The sequence below is a fragment of the Thermoactinomyces intermedius genome, from assembly GCF_013912365.1.
GTDB classification, from domain to species: domain Bacteria; phylum Bacillota; class Bacilli; order Thermoactinomycetales; family Thermoactinomycetaceae; genus Thermoactinomyces; species Thermoactinomyces intermedius.
In genome coordinates, this window is the sequence record NZ_JACETT010000038.1 from 1 (window position 1) to 14,536 (window position 14,536).

The 14,536-nt window shown below is 47.4% G+C and carries 14 protein-coding genes; all 14 read left to right on the forward strand.

Features of this window, described 5'->3' with window-relative positions:
* Positions 1 to 218: 218 nt before the first annotated feature.
* The 14 genes from citZ to H1R82_RS09365 all read left to right on the forward strand — a co-directional run bounded on the left by citZ (position 219) and on the right by H1R82_RS09365 (position 14,445).
* Positions 219 to 1,331 carry a citrate synthase gene (gene citZ, locus H1R82_RS09300; protein ID WP_181732466.1) on the forward strand — a complete coding sequence of 371 codons (1,113 nt, stop codon included), beginning with the start codon at positions 219 to 221 and terminating at the stop codon, positions 1,329 to 1,331.
* A 239-nt stretch (positions 1,332 to 1,570) separates the two neighbouring features.
* The gene (gene icd / locus H1R82_RS09305) at positions 1,571 to 2,866 is read left to right on the forward strand and encodes an NADP-dependent isocitrate dehydrogenase (protein ID WP_181732465.1); all 1,296 of its coding nucleotides are present in this window, start codon (positions 1,571 to 1,573) and stop codon (positions 2,864 to 2,866) included.
* A gap of 19 nt (positions 2,867 to 2,885) precedes the next feature.
* Positions 2,886 to 3,827, forward strand: coding sequence for a malate dehydrogenase (gene mdh / locus H1R82_RS09310; protein ID WP_181732464.1), 942 nt, complete (start codon positions 2,886 to 2,888; stop codon positions 3,825 to 3,827).
* Between the two features lie 223 nt (positions 3,828 to 4,050).
* Positions 4,051 to 4,524 (forward strand): FAS1-like dehydratase domain-containing protein, encoded by a 474-nt coding sequence (locus H1R82_RS09315; protein ID WP_181732463.1) that lies wholly within the window; start codon positions 4,051 to 4,053, stop codon positions 4,522 to 4,524.
* Between the two features lie 138 nt (positions 4,525 to 4,662).
* Positions 4,663 to 5,376 carry a response regulator transcription factor gene (locus H1R82_RS09320; RefSeq protein WP_181732462.1) on the forward strand — a complete coding sequence of 238 codons (714 nt, stop codon included), beginning with the start codon at positions 4,663 to 4,665 and terminating at the stop codon, positions 5,374 to 5,376.
* Positions 5,373 to 7,124, forward strand: coding sequence for a two-component system histidine kinase PnpS (gene pnpS, locus H1R82_RS09325; RefSeq protein ID WP_181732461.1), 1,752 nt, complete (start codon positions 5,373 to 5,375; stop codon positions 7,122 to 7,124). Before H1R82_RS09320 ends, pnpS begins: the two co-directional genes overlap by 4 nt.
* A gap of 121 nt (positions 7,125 to 7,245) precedes the next feature.
* Positions 7,246 to 8,148 (forward strand): phosphate ABC transporter substrate-binding protein PstS family protein, encoded by a 903-nt coding sequence (locus H1R82_RS09330; RefSeq protein WP_181732460.1) that lies wholly within the window; start codon positions 7,246 to 7,248, stop codon positions 8,146 to 8,148.
* Positions 8,149 to 8,219: 71 nt separating this feature from the next.
* Positions 8,220 to 9,158, forward strand: coding sequence for a phosphate ABC transporter permease subunit PstC (gene pstC / locus H1R82_RS09335; protein ID WP_181732459.1), 939 nt, complete (start codon positions 8,220 to 8,222; stop codon positions 9,156 to 9,158).
* A gap of 1 nt (position 9,159) precedes the next feature.
* A complete protein-coding gene (pstA, locus tag H1R82_RS09340; RefSeq protein WP_181732458.1) occupies positions 9,160 to 10,050 on the forward strand; it encodes a phosphate ABC transporter permease PstA in 891 nt (296 codons plus the stop codon).
* Positions 10,051 to 10,063: 13 nt separating this feature from the next.
* Positions 10,064 to 10,885: a phosphate ABC transporter ATP-binding protein PstB gene (gene pstB / locus H1R82_RS09345; protein ID WP_181732457.1), complete on the forward strand. Its 822-nt coding sequence runs from the start codon at positions 10,064 to 10,066 to the stop codon at positions 10,883 to 10,885.
* Between the two features lie 15 nt (positions 10,886 to 10,900).
* On the forward strand, positions 10,901 to 11,656 hold the full coding sequence (gene pstB, locus H1R82_RS09350; RefSeq protein WP_181732456.1) for a phosphate ABC transporter ATP-binding protein PstB: 756 nt from the start codon (positions 10,901 to 10,903) through the stop codon (positions 11,654 to 11,656).
* Positions 11,657 to 12,433: 777 nt separating this feature from the next.
* On the forward strand, positions 12,434 to 13,540 hold the full coding sequence (locus tag H1R82_RS09355; protein ID WP_181821648.1) for a hypothetical protein: 1,107 nt from the start codon (positions 12,434 to 12,436) through the stop codon (positions 13,538 to 13,540).
* A gap of 122 nt (positions 13,541 to 13,662) precedes the next feature.
* Positions 13,663 to 14,058, forward strand: a complete 396-nt coding sequence (locus H1R82_RS09360) for a hypothetical protein (RefSeq protein ID WP_181732008.1) — start codon at positions 13,663 to 13,665, stop codon at positions 14,056 to 14,058.
* 171 nt (positions 14,059 to 14,229) lie between these two features.
* Positions 14,230 to 14,445: a hypothetical protein gene (locus H1R82_RS09365; protein ID WP_181732007.1), complete on the forward strand. Its 216-nt coding sequence runs from the start codon at positions 14,230 to 14,232 to the stop codon at positions 14,443 to 14,445.
* The last annotated feature ends 91 nt before the right edge of the window (positions 14,446 to 14,536 follow it).

Below are 14,536 nucleotides of genomic sequence, written 5' to 3' on the forward strand. Positions count from 1 at the left end.
ATAATATTTATTATGATTCTGCTAAATATTATTATTTAATAAATAAGGATAATAGAAAAGTCCAAAATTTGTGTAAATACGAACAAATGATGTTTTATTGAAAAAGATGTTTTATAATCAGTAAAGAGAATGATGGTTCATTCATTAAAAAATTTTAACCGTTTTCAATAAAGGTAGTGTCCCACATGGCATAGATCTTTGAGTAAAGGAGCGATCATATGACGGTTGCAAAAGGTCTTGAAGGTATCGTGGCGTGTTCTTCCGAGATCAGTTCGATTATTGATGGGGTTTTAACATACCGTGGATATAACATTGATGACCTGGCCGATAACGCAACGTTTGAAGAAGTGGCTTTCTTATTGTGGAAAGGCCATCTTCCGACACGGTCGGAGTTGGACGAGTTAAAGAAAAATTTTGAGGATTATGCAGAGATCCCGGATGTCATTTATGAACAATTGAAAGCGTATCCGAAAGATGTCCACCCCATGGGAGTGTTGCGCACGGCTGTTTCCACATTGGCCCTGTATGATGAGGAAGCCGATGATAATAGTCTGGAAGCAAATCAAAGAAAAGCGATCAAATTAACAGCTAAAATCCCGACCATTATTACAGCCTTTGCCAGAATCCGCCAAGGACTGGAACCGGTTACTCCCAAAAAAGGATTAAGCTTTGCGGCAAACTTCCTGTATATGTTAACGGGCGAAGAACCTTCTGACGTATCGGTGAAAGCGTTTGATAAAGCGCTTGTGCTCCACGCCGACCATGAGCTGAATGCTTCCACGTTTGCCGCCCGGGTGACCACGGGAACGCTTTCTGATATCTATTCGGCGGTGACCACAGCGATCGGAACCTTAAAAGGACCGTTGCATGGCGGTGCCAATGAACGGGTTATGGCCATGTTAGAAGAAATCGGAAGTCCGGATCGCATCGAAACGGTGATCCAAGACAAATTGGACCGCAAAGAAAAAATCATGGGCTTCGGTCATCGTGTCTACAAAAACGGGGATCCGCGCGCCAAACATTTGCGGGAAATGTCCCGTCAATTGTCCAGTCAACACGGGGACAGCAAATGGTATGACATGTCCACCTCCATCGAGAAACTGGTGACGGAGAAGAAGGGACTCAAGCCCAATGTCGATTTCTATTCCGCTTCGGTTTACACTTATCTGGGCATTCCGCGGGATCTTTTCACGCCAATTTTTGCCATGAGCCGCGTGACCGGATGGACCGCTCACATCTTGGAGCAATATCGGGATAACCGTCTCATCCGTCCCCGTGCGGAGTATGTGGGGCTGACCAACCAACGTTATGTTCCGGTTGAAAAACGGTAAAAGGCATTTCTATTCATTCCGGCATCATCCCCATCCCGTGAATGCGGATGGCGGGATGGGGCAGGACCTCCCCACCTCGCAAGATCCACTGAATTTTGTTAAAATAAAATGGTGAAGGCGGACGGGTGGCCGGTTTTTCTCTGAATCGATGCTTGCCAGCACCTGTTCAGTGGGATGTTCGGGCAGGACGGGCCATTTTCTCCTGTCCCTTTTCGGATTATTGTAAAGGAGTGTGAAAGATGGCATTGTTTAAACAGTTAGAAGCGCCAACGAAAGGTGAACCCATTAAAGTACAAAACGGAAAGCTTCAAGTCCCCGACAATCCGATTATTCCTTTCATTGAAGGTGACGGAACCGGTCCCGATATCTGGGCGGCGGCCAAACGGGTTTTGGATGCCGCGGTTGAAAAAGCATATCAAGGAAAAAAAGAAATTGCCTGGTATGAAGTGTATGCCGGCGAAAAAGCTTACAACCAATGGGGAGAGTGGTTGCCGGAAGACACGTTGACGGCCATTCGTGAATATTTGGTTGCCATTAAAGGCCCGTTGACCACACCCGTGGGTGGCGGAATCCGTTCATTGAACGTGGCTTTGCGACAAGAATTGGATTTGTATGTATGCTTGCGTCCGGTTCGTTATTTTGAAGGCGTTCCTTCTCCCGTGAAAAAACCGCAAGATGTGGATATGGTCATCTTCCGGGAAAATTCCGAGGATATTTATGCCGGAATCGAGTGGGAAGCCGGAAGCGAAGAAGTGAAAAAAGTCATCCAATTTTTACAAGAAGAAATGGGCGTGAAAAAAATCCGCTTCCCGGAAACGGCCGGAATCGGGGTCAAACCGGTTTCTTCGGAAGGAACCGAGCGCTTGGTGAAAGCGGCCATCGATTATGCCATTGAACATGGACGGAAAAGTGTCACTTTGGTACATAAAGGAAATATCATGAAGTTTACCGAAGGGGCCTTTAAAAACTGGGGTTATGAAGTAGCCGAGCGTGACTACAAAGATCAGGTGTTCACTTGGGCCGAGTATGACCGCATCAAAGAAGAGAAAGGAACGGAAGCGGCCAACGAAGCGCAAGCCAAAGCCGAAGCGGAAGGAAAAATCATCGTAAAAGATGTGATTGCAGATGCCTTCTTGCAACAAATCCTGACACGTCCTGCCGAATATGATGTCATCGCCACCTTAAACCTGAACGGGGATTACATTTCCGACGCATTGGCGGCACAAGTTGGCGGAATCGGAATTGCGCCGGGAGCCAACATCAACTACAAAACCGGGCACGCCATTTTCGAAGCGACACACGGCACGGCTCCCAAATATGCCGGAATGGATAAAGTCAACCCGGGTTCGGTGATCTTGTCCGGCGTCTTGATGCTGGAACATCTGGGATGGCAAGAAGCAGCGGATCTCATTTACCAATCCATGAGCAAAACCATCAGCAACAAAACCGTTACGTATGACTTTGCCCGCTTAATGGATGGAGCAACGGAAGTCAAATGTTCTGAGTTTGCAGACCACCTGATTCAAAACTTGTAAGATTTGAGGAGGATGCCAAATGGCCATACGACGCAGAAAAATTTCTGTCATCGGTGCGGGATTTACTGGCAGTACAACAGCATTAATGCTTGCACAAAAAGAATTGGGTGACGTTGTACTTGTGGATATCCCAAAAGCGGAAAACCCCACGAAGGGAAAAGCGTTGGACATGTTGGAAGCCAGTCCTGTCCAAGGATTTGACGCCAACATCATCGGAACCAGCAACTATGAAGACACCAAAGATTCGGACTTGGTGATCATCACGGCCGGAGTGGCGCGCAAACCGGGAATGAGCCGGGATGACCTGGTCAACATCAACGCCGGAGTCGTCCGTTCCGTGACGGAACAAGTGGTCAAATATTCCCCGGATTGCATCATCATTGTGTTGACTAACCCGGTGGATGCAATGACCTATGAGGTTTACCGTACCTCCGGTTTCCCGAAACATCGTGTGATCGGACAATCCGGCGTGTTGGACACGGCACGTTTCCGCACTTTTGTTGCCCGGGAATTGAACGTGTCGGTGGAAGACGTCAGCGGATTTGTTTTGGGAGGCCACGGGGACGACATGGTGCCTTTGGTGCGTTACTCCTATGCAGGCGGCATCCCGTTGGAGAAACTGATTCCCAAAGACCGTCTGGATGCCATTGTGGAACGGACACGCAAAGGCGGCGGGGAAATCGTCAACTTGCTGGGGAACGGAAGCGCGTATTATGCGCCGGCCGCTTCGCTGGTCCAAATGGCCGAAGCGATTTTGAAAGACAAAAAACGCATTTTGCCGGCGGTTGCTTATCTGGAAGGCGAGTACGGTTACAACGATTTGTATCTCGGGGTGCCGACCATTTTGGGCGGAAACGGTTTGGAAAAAGTGATCGTTCTCGATTTGACGGAAGAGGAAAAGAAAGCCCTGGACAAATCGGCGGAATCGGTGAAAAGCGTGATGAAAGTTTTACAGCAATAACAAGCGCCTTTGCCCGGAGTCGGACGATGCTCCGGGCATTTTCTTTACCAAAAAACGGCGGTGGGATGCATGAAAAAACGGTGCGGCAGGGAAAACTAGGCATAAACAAGATCATCAAGCTGCCCGCCGGCATGGATAGGTCTTTTTTGAAGTCTTTTTGCTTTTCTATGAATTTTCATTCAAGTATGCTAAAATGAAAGCGGATACATAGGGAGGGGTTCGCTTGGACTTTGGAAAATTAGTGACCACAGGAAAAGGTTGGAACGAAATACAAGTGGGCGACGGGATTCAAGTCAAGAAAAAGGTGATTTTGCGTGATATTTTTGCATATCTGGGAGCGGCAGACGACTGCAATCCCATTTACCTGAAAGAAAGTTATGCGGCTCAGATAAGATACCGCCAGGTGATCGTTCCGTCCGGACTCATTGTCAGTTGGATATCCGCATTGATTTCTTCAGAGCTGCCGGGTCCCGGAAGCGTTGTGAAAGAGATGCGTTTGTCTTTTCCTGAAACCTTTCACCCGGAAAATGAAATTTCTTTTTCACTGACGGTGAAGGACAAGAATCCGGCGGACCGGAACATTACTTTACAGGTTCGGGTCACCGGCGATGAGCGCACCATTGCGGAAGGAGAAATCGATGTATTGCCGCCGCAACCCTTAAATCCCATGATGGACAATCTGTTGGATAATTTTTGATAAAGGACGAAAGCACCTTCTTATGGGAAGGTGCTTTTTTTACTTTTTCTTAACTTTGTTATGTTATGATTTGCTTTGTAAATAAAAGATGAAATAATTTGGAATAATTCATGACGAGAATAAAAGGGGTGAACGGTAATGAGCAAAAAAATCCTAGTGGTGGATGATGAACCGTCCATTGTGAAGTTGGTGCAATTCAATCTGAAGAAAGAAGGGTATCAGGTTGAGGTGGCGTATGACGGGGAAATGGCGTTGGAGATGGCGGATCAATTTCATCCGGATCTGGTGGTGTTGGACTTGATGTTGCCCAAAATGGACGGGTTGGAAGTCTGCCGCAGGCTCAGGCAGGAGAAAAGGCATATTCCCATTTTGATGCTGACGGCCAAAACGGATGAACTGGATAAAGTGCTGGGGCTTGAGCTCGGTGCCGACGATTATATGACCAAACCATTCAGCCCGCGGGAGCTTTTGGCACGTGTCAAAGCCATTTTCCGCCGGATTGAGGTGTTGAGAAAGGAAGCGCAGGAACGCGGGAACCCGTCGGTGATGCGGATCGGGAATTTGCAAATCGATCCGGAAGGATATGTGGTGTTAAGGGATAACCAGGAAATTGATTTAACCCCGAAAGAATTTGAGTTGCTCTTATACCTGGCCTGCCACCGTGGAAAAGTGCTGTCAAGGGATCAATTGCTCAATGCGGTGTGGAATTATGATTATGTCGGCGATTCCCGGATCGTGGATGTTCATGTCAGCCATTTGCGCGACAAGATCGAGGCGGATTCGCGCAACCCCGTCTATATCAAAACCGTTCGCGGAATCGGATATAAATTTGAAGGGCCCAAAGAAAAATGAGATCACTGAGAGCGAAAATCACATGGTCTTTTTTGATTTTGATCGGGTGCTCCGTGCTGGGAACCGGGGTTTTTGTGGCTTTGCTGCTCCGATCTTCCTATTTGGATTCATTAACCGACCGCTTGGAAAAAGAAAGCAAAGTGCTGGCTGAAACCGTGCAATGGACGGATCAGCAAGCATTGAAGAAGCAAAAAGAGTTGTATGAGCGGACGTTGGGAGTGCACGTCGATTTCTTTGACGTCCATGGCAGGCCGCTTGGCAAAGCGTCATTGGATTCAAAAACAGGGCCGCAATTTCCCGAAGTGAAAAATGCATTGGCAAGCGGGAAAGACGGGGGTGTGCGAACCGCGATCCGGGATGATTATTTGCATGCTGCCGTTCCGGTTCAAAAAGGAAAAGAAGTGGTCGGGGCAATCCGGCTGTCTTTGGATATCAAAGTTGTGAATCAGTCACTGCACCAAGTGTGGGTTTCCCTGGTGTTGGGACTTTTGATTGCTTATGCTTTGGCCGCTTTTTTCAGTTCCCGCATTGCCAGCGGAGTCACCCGTCCGTTGGAAGAAATCACCCAAGTGGCGGTCGACATTGCCCGCAAAAATTTTCATCGCCGGGTCCGGCATGAAAGCGGGGATGAGATGGCGCATTTGGGGCAAGCGATCAACCGGATGTCCCACAGTTTGCAAAAACAGATGGAAATGATCCGGAAAAACGAACGCCGGTTAAACAGCATCATCGAATCGATGGAAAGCGGCTTGATCATGATTGATGCTACCGGCAAAGTAAGTCTGGCCAACCGGGCGTTTGAGCGGATGTTCGGGATTCCCGAAAGTGATTTGATCGGCCGTTCTTTTAAGCAATTAACTTATCCTTATGACATTCGCTCGCTCATTACCGAATGTGCCGAAAAAAACATGCGAATCCGTAAAGAAATCCATTTGTACTATCCGGAAGAAAAGATGCTGGAAGCCAACCTGGCACCGATGTGGGTGGAAAAAAACGGAGTCGGCGTGGTAGTGGTTTTTCATGATTTGACCGCCATCCGGCGTCTGGAACAATTGCGCAAAGATTTTGTGGCCAATGTGTCCCATGAATTGAAAACACCGATCACTTCCATCCGGGGATTTGCCGAAACATTGTTGGATGGAGCGATGTCCGATCAGGAAACATGCCGGGAATTTCTTGGGATTATTCATGGAGAGAGTTTGCGGTTGGAACGGCTGATTGGCGATTTGCTGGAATTGACGCAAATCGAATCAAAAAGGATGATTTTGAAATTGGAGCAGGTTCCGGTTAAAAACCTGCTTGAAAATGTGAGCAAGACGGTCAAAGACCGGATCTTCAGCAAAGGGCTTTCCTTTTCCATGGAAATTCCGAAACCTTTTGAGGTGGAAGTGGATCAGGACCGGTTCAGGCAAATTTTGTTGAATCTGCTTTCCAATGCCATGAACTACACTCCACGAGGCGGGTGCATCACCGTCCGGGCCACCGGCGATGACAAAGAATGGACGCTTGTGGTTCGCGATACGGGAATCGGCATTCCGGCCGAAGATTTGCCGCGCATTTTTGAACGCTTTTACCGGGTGGACAAAGCCAGATCCCGCGATTCGGGAGGCACCGGGCTGGGATTGGCCATTGTGAAACATTTGGTGGAAGTGCACCAAGGGAAGATTGATGTGGAAAGCCAGGTGGGACAAGGCACGACATTCCGGTTGACTTTTCCCCTGCACCTGAAGGAGGACGAAATCGTGTGAATCAAAACAGCTGTGAGAGATTAACAGAATCTTAACAGCTGTTTTATTTGTATATAAAAGAAAAAGATTAAAGTTCAAAGTGTTAAACGGAATCATTCCTGACGGTAGGGGGACTTTTACCATGCTGAAAAAAGGATTTTTACTTGCAGGTGTTTTGCTTTTCGCCCTCGGAACTTTGACCGGTTGTGGAGGCAACGGCCAAGGCGAGGGCAACGGACAGTTGTCCGGCACGTTGACCGTGGTGGGTTCCACCGCCATGCAACCGCTCGTCGATGAAGCGGGCAATGCCTTTACCGCCAAGAATCCCGGCGTGCAAGTCAATGTTCAGGGCGGTGGAAGCGGAGCGGGATTCAGTGCGGTCATGAATGATACGGCCGATATCGGAAATTCCGATGTCTTCGCTGAAGAAAAAGAAAAAATCGATCCCAATCAAGTCGTTGATCATAAAGTGTTCGTTGTCGGGATTGCACCGGTTGTCCATCCGGATATCGGGGTCGGTGATGTGACCCGGCAACAACTGATTGATATTTTCACAGGCAAAATCAAAAACTGGAAAGAGCTTGGCGGAAAAGATCAGCCGATTGTCCTGGTGAACCGTCCGGCCAGCTCCGGGACACGGGCGGCCTTCACCAAATACGGATTAAACGAAAATCAGGAATTCCGCGGTGAAGGCGGCATTGAGGAAGAATCATCCGGAACGGTTCGCAAAATCGTCTCGGAAACGCCCGGAGCCATCGGATATCTCGCCTTCTCTTACGTGGATGATTCGGTGCGGGCATTGAAAGTGGATGGTGTCGAGCCAACCAATGAAAATGTGTACACCAATCAATGGAAAATCTGGGCGTATGAACACATGTACACCCATAAAAACGGCAAAAACAAAGAGTTGGAAGAAGCTTTCATCCAATATATCCAGTCCGATGAAGTGCAAAACGGATTGGTGAAAAAACTGGGGTATATCCCCATCAGCGAAATGAAGGTGGAGCGGGACGTTGAAGGCAAGGTGACACCGATCCAATCATAAATTTCCGGCATCCTGACGGGACAGGGGTTTGCAAACTCTGTCCCTTTCATTGGACAGGAAGGAGATGGAAGATGGAACAAGTTGCTTCCGCAAACCGTTCGCTGAAAGAAGAACTGATTCAGCCCGAACGGAAAATGTTGAGAATTGAAAAACGAGGAAAAATCATCACGCTTCTTTGTGCGTGGATTTTAATCGTGACCTTATTTTCGCTCATCTGGTTTATTGCTTCCAAAGGAATTGCCCCGTTTTTCCGAAACGAAATCACCTTGTCTGAATTTTTTTCATTGCAATGGGGTCCCGCCATTTCACCGGAGCAAGGCGGCCCTTTTTACGGAGTGCTTACTTTTGTGGCCGGTTCGCTGGCGGTTGCCGCGGGTGCGGTGATCATCAGTGCCCCGCTCGGGATCGGTGCAGCCATCTTTATGACGGAAATTGCGCCGGGTTGGGGGAGGAAAATTTTGCAGCCGGTCACTGAAATGTTGGTGGGAATTCCGTCTGTCGTTTACGGATTCATCGGCCTGACGGTCATTGTTCCATGGATACGCAGCGTGGCCGGCGGTTTGGGATTCGGCTTGTTATCCGGAATGCTGGTTTTGGCCGTGATGATTTTGCCCACCATCATCAGTGTCGGGGCAGATGCCATTCAAGCCGTCCCCAAAATGGTTCGGGAAGGCTCTTATGCACTGGGGGCCACCCGCTGGCAAACCATTTCCCGGCTGGTGGTTCGTTCGGCGATGCCCGGATTGATGACCGGAGTGGTTTTGGGAATGGCCCGGGCGTTCGGGGAAGCCTTGGCGGTCCAAATGGTGATCGGAAATGCCCCCAATTTGCCGGTCAGCTTCACCACCCCCATCAGCACCCTGACCAGTGTGATCACTTTAAACATGGGAAATACCGTCCAAGGAACAACCGAACATGATGTGCTGTGGTCGATGGCACTGATTTTGCTTCTCATGACCCTGATTTTTATTTTTTTGATCCGTTTTATTTCCCGAAGGAGAGAAGATTGACATGAACGCAAAAGTTACCGACCGGATCGCAACCGCGATCTTTTATGCGATCGCCGTTTTGATCGTCGGAATGTTGCTCGGACTGATCGGTTTTATATTGATGCGCGGTTTGAAAGTGGTGGATTGGGCGTTTATCACCGAAGCGCCGGGTTCGGTTTTGACCGGTGGCGGAGGTGTCGGGCCGCAGTTGTTCAATTCCTTTTATCTTCTGGTGTTGACGATGTTGATCACCATCCCGTTGGGGCTGGGTGGCGGCATTTACATGGCGGAGTATGCCAAACCCGGCAAACTGACCGGTTTCATACGCCTGAGTATCGAAGTGTTGTCTTCCCTTCCTTCGATTGTGGTCGGTCTTTTCGGCTTGTTGGTGTTTGTCCAATACACCGGATGGGGATATTCGCTTCTGGCGGGGGCGCTGGCTTTGTCCGTCTTTAACCTGCCTTTGATGGTGCGGATTGTGGAACAGTCTTTGGCCTCGGTTCCCCGGGAGCAGAAGGAAGCCAGTCTGGCTCTCGGAGTGACGCATTGGCAAACGATTTGCAGAGTGTTGCTTCCTGCTGCATTGCCGGGGATCATCACCGGGACCATTTTGGCCTCGGGCCGTGTGTTTGGGGAAGCCGCCGCTTTGTTGTTTACCGCGGGAATGACTTCGCCTCCGCTGGATTTTACCCATTGGGATGTCACCTCACCGGCTTCACCGATCAATCCGTTCCGTCCGGCATCAACGCTGGCGGTTCATATTTGGAAAGTCAATGCCGAAGGGATCATTCCTGATGCCAAGGAAGTGGCTGCCGGGGCTTCTGCTTTGCTGGTGATCGCTGTTTTGATTTTCAATCTGCTTGCCCGTTGGTTGGGGCGGTGGATTCATGCACGCCTTACATCCAGTCGATAAGGGGGAATGCGGGATGTTACAAACGGTCGGGTTGCCTGTGAAGGAAAAGAAAAAACAGGGCCGGCAACCGGAAACGAAAAACCGGGTGGTTCAGTTGGAAACCGTCGGTTTGAACGTTTATTACGGCGAAAATCATGCGGTGAAAGATGTGAATCTCCCTTTCCATCAACATCATGTCACGGCATTGATCGGCCCTTCAGGATGCGGGAAGTCCACCTTTTTGCGATGCTTAAACCGGATGAATGACACGATTCCGGGCGCCCGTGTGGAAGGAAAAATTTTGGTGGAGGGCATTGACATCAACGACTCGGGGATCCATGCCAATGCCTTGCGGCGCCGGATCGGGATGGTGTTTCAACGCCCCAACCCGTTTCACAAATCGATTTATGAAAACATTGCTTTTGCTCCCCGGATTTACGGAGCCAAGAAAAAAGAGCTGGACGGACTCGTTGAGGACAGCTTGAAGAAAGTCGGGTTGTGGGAGGAAGTCAAGGATCGTTTGCATCAGTCTGCCTTGACGCTTTCCGGCGGACAGCAACAACGGTTGTGCATTGCCAGAGCCATTGCCATGAAACCGAAAATCCTTTTGCTGGATGAGCCCACTTCCGCGCTGGATCCGGTATCCACGGCCAAAATCGAGGAGTTGGTCCGGGAATTAAAAGAAGAGTTCACCATTGTCATGGTGACCCACAACATGCAGCAGGCTGTCCGGGTTTCCGATTATACGGCTTATTTTTATATGGGGCGTTTGATTGAATGGAATGAGACCCGAGAGCTGTTTACCCGGCCCGGGAAGAAAGAGACCGGGGATTATTTGACCGGACGATTTGGTTGAAGGAAGGGGAGTCAAATGGCGGACAAAATCTCCATTAAACAATTCAATCTCTTTTATGGGGAGAAGCAGGCGTTGAAAAACATTCAATTCAATATCAGGAAAAACAAAGTCACAGCATTGATCGGTCCCTCCGGGTGCGGGAAGTCCACCTTGCTCCGGAGCATCAACCGGATGAACGACATGATTCCGGGGGTGAAGACTTCCGGCCGGATTTTGATCGACGGGAAAAACATTTATGAACCGGAAGTGGACTTGGTGCAACTCCGGAAAAAAGTGGGGATGGTTTTTCAACAACCCAACCCTTTCCCCGTTTCCATTTACGATAATGTGGCGTACGGGCCCCGTGTTCACGGGGTGAAAGAAAAAAAGAAGCTGGATGAGATTGTGGAACGGACATTGACGCAAGCCCATTTATGGGAGGAAGTGAAGGACCGGCTTCACCGGTCGGCCATGGGGTTGTCGGGAGGACAGCAACAGCGTTTGGTGATTGCCCGCGTGTTGGCGGTGGAGCCGGATATCATTTTGATGGATGAACCGGCTTCCGCCTTGGATCCGGTTTCCACCGAACGCTTGGAAGAGTTGGTTGTCCAGTTAAAGGAAAATTACACCGTTGTGATGGTCACTCACAATATGCAACAAGCCGCCCGGGTGTCGGATCAAACCGTGTTTTTCTTAAACGGAGAAGTGTTGGAAGCAAATGACACCCGGCAACTGCTTACCCGGCCCCGGGATCGCCGGACGGAAGAATATATTCAAGGCCGGTTTGGCTGAGGAAAGGAGAGGGTCCTTCTTGGCCCGCCCGTTGGATCAAGAATTCCACTTCAGTAAAGCTTGTGCCCAACCTAACTTTAATTCCTTCTGGGATTATATGGATCTTGAAAAACTCGAACACCTGAAAATTCAATATACACAAAAACTGAAGCACATTGCTTGACCTGCAAAAGAGCAGGTTTATTTTTTTTAATTAAAAATGTAAATGCAATTTGTTAAAGATTAGTTAGAAATTCAATTGTCTAGGAGCCGGATATTTTTTAAAATTAATAATTGTTTCTTGTACAATATATCTAAAGAAATAAGAAAGGAGGAAACGGGGTTACGGATTTTCGTACCCGTCGAATGTATGGGAAAACATTTTGTTCGGTTTCTCCTTTTGTTTATGATCATCACGGTGGGAAAAAGGTTCCTGGGTTCATGCCCTTGTTCATGCTGACGGGGGTTTTGATGTTCCTGAAATCAATGATGATTTTAATCAATTTGAGCAAAAGACCCCGGTTCAGAAGGAACAACCCGTTCAGCCTACACCGGTTAAGCAAGAGAAAGGATTTTTCGATTCTGTTACCGAATCATTGTCAAAGGCAGGAGATTGGTTCGGGGACAAAATTTCCGGAGCATGGGAATGGACTAAAGAGAAAGCAGCCGCCTTTTGGGATTGGTTTACTGAAATTTGCTCCAAAATAGCAGAAGTCGTAATTGATACACTGTCTGCAGTTTGGGACTGACTGGATCGTCAAATTTAAGGAATACATAGCGTTTGCCGGTGTCCTGATTTTGGGCATTGTCTTGTGCATCTTTGCCACACCGTTAGGGATTGCCGCACTCAGTGGTATGGCTTTGTCATTTGTGATCAGTATGGCCCTGAATGGTTGGGAAATTAACAAAATGACCTTCTTGGAAGCAGCCATTGGCGGCCTCTTGGGATTGATCGGAGGAGGCATCACGGCAGGAGCTTCCCGGGGATTGGCGAGTGGCATCGGGCAAAAACTGATCATGGGTGCCAAGAATTCCAAAGTTTTAGGTCCTGTTCTTCGCGGAGGACAAAAACTGGTTTCCAAATTGCCGGCACCTCTCCAGAAAATGTTTGGCAAAGGAGGAGCCATCGGAGCCGTCGAGGGTGCCGGAACCAGTGTGGCAGACGATATCCTACATGGGCGGAAGATCAATTGGAAAAATCCCATTTTGGCAGGAGTATTTGGAGCCGGCTCTGTCGCTGTGGTTCACTTTGCCCAACCAGCGATTAATAAAGCCGTTGCATCACTGGAACCGGTACTGGCCAAAACCCCGATTGTCAAAAATGTTTTCAACAAAGTTGGCGATTGTGTTGCGGTTCGGCAAACGGGGGGATATCACGCTTTAATTGATATTCCATTTTCTAATTGTTTTCATGCTCCAGATGGAGTAACTTCAGGTGGAAATTCTTCATCTGCAAAGCCACTCTCTCTGGAACAAAGACGAGAAAATGTAAAACATATAGCAGAATATACAGATTTAAGTAAAGAAGGGTTAAAAGGAAAAGGATATAAACTTAAAAACGGTGCAATTATTAAAGGACAGAAAATAGTGAAGGTAAATTCAATAGAAAAATATAGAAAAGCGGAAGGAAAACTAAGCTTAGAATATGTTGCTAAATTAAGAAAAGAATTAGGAATCCCGTCTTTAAAAGAGGATAACTTGTTAATAGAAAATGATATATTGAAGAGTGGAAATACCGTCGCAGTACTTGAATCGGATGGAGTACAAATTTGGGGAAGAAGTGGATGGGGAATTGCACATGGTCCGCAAAATGGACGGTCTACCACTAATGTGGCTTTCCCACCTAGTATCTTTTTGCTCTTTCTATACTTATATAAATGCCAAAATACATCGCCTTCTGCATGAGTATAGGTTTGTCCATTTGTAGCAAATTTCTCCCGGGAAGTACCTAGTTTTCCTATTTTTCCTTTTGCCCATTCCTTCCTCAATTCTGAATACCCTCCTACATCATCGGTAGGTGGTATATATTGAAAAATTATGAATTAAGTATTCAAAATAAATCAAAAGTAATTTCAAATCCAACTTGGGAAAAAGTTTATGAAGTCTTGGAAAGTCTGGATGGCAAGAAAGTGAGTCAAGCAAGTCTAAAAATAGAAGATGTTGGATTTATGACAGTAGCGGGTGGAGAGTTTATTGAAGAGAAAGGACAAAGGGTATATATTGTTGAGTTCTTTGATGAAAATGGTGATTTTAATACCTTGCTTAACCCAAATGGAGACCCTGATGAATACTTTTTTTTAGCTACAGGTCAAATTGCAACAGATATAGCAGATATTCATCTGGGGGGTTTTCAAGAAGTAGTCCATGCGATGAAGTATTTTTACCAAACGAGAGAGCTTTCCAATGATCTGGATTGGGAATGATTTTTAAATGAAAGCATCACTTATTGAATCTTAATTATGGGATTGATAAAAAACTTTAAGCTGGGAATACGCCTGCTTAAGCCATTATGTATATGGAAGAAAGCAGGCGTATGATTTATAAATAGAACAATTCAATGGATTATTAAGAAATTAGTGCTTGGGATGTGATCCATGGCGATGCCAATAGCTGGGCGGAATGGTGTGGTTATGCTTTCTATTGAGATTGTTGATGATGAAATGATAAACGCGTTTACACAAGAAATTAAAAAAGTAGACGGATACCAAGAAGAATGGGCAGATCGTTTAAAACAATACCTATTGGAAAATTATCCGGCAGGCAGTGATAGGAAAATTAGGAGAGAAGAATTGTTGAACTTGATTGCATAAAGATTATGAAGTGGAACATTTCCGCTATATTTTGCGTGATATATGAAGGGGATTTCCCCTTTTAATCGTCCCAATTGCACAAAAGCAATTG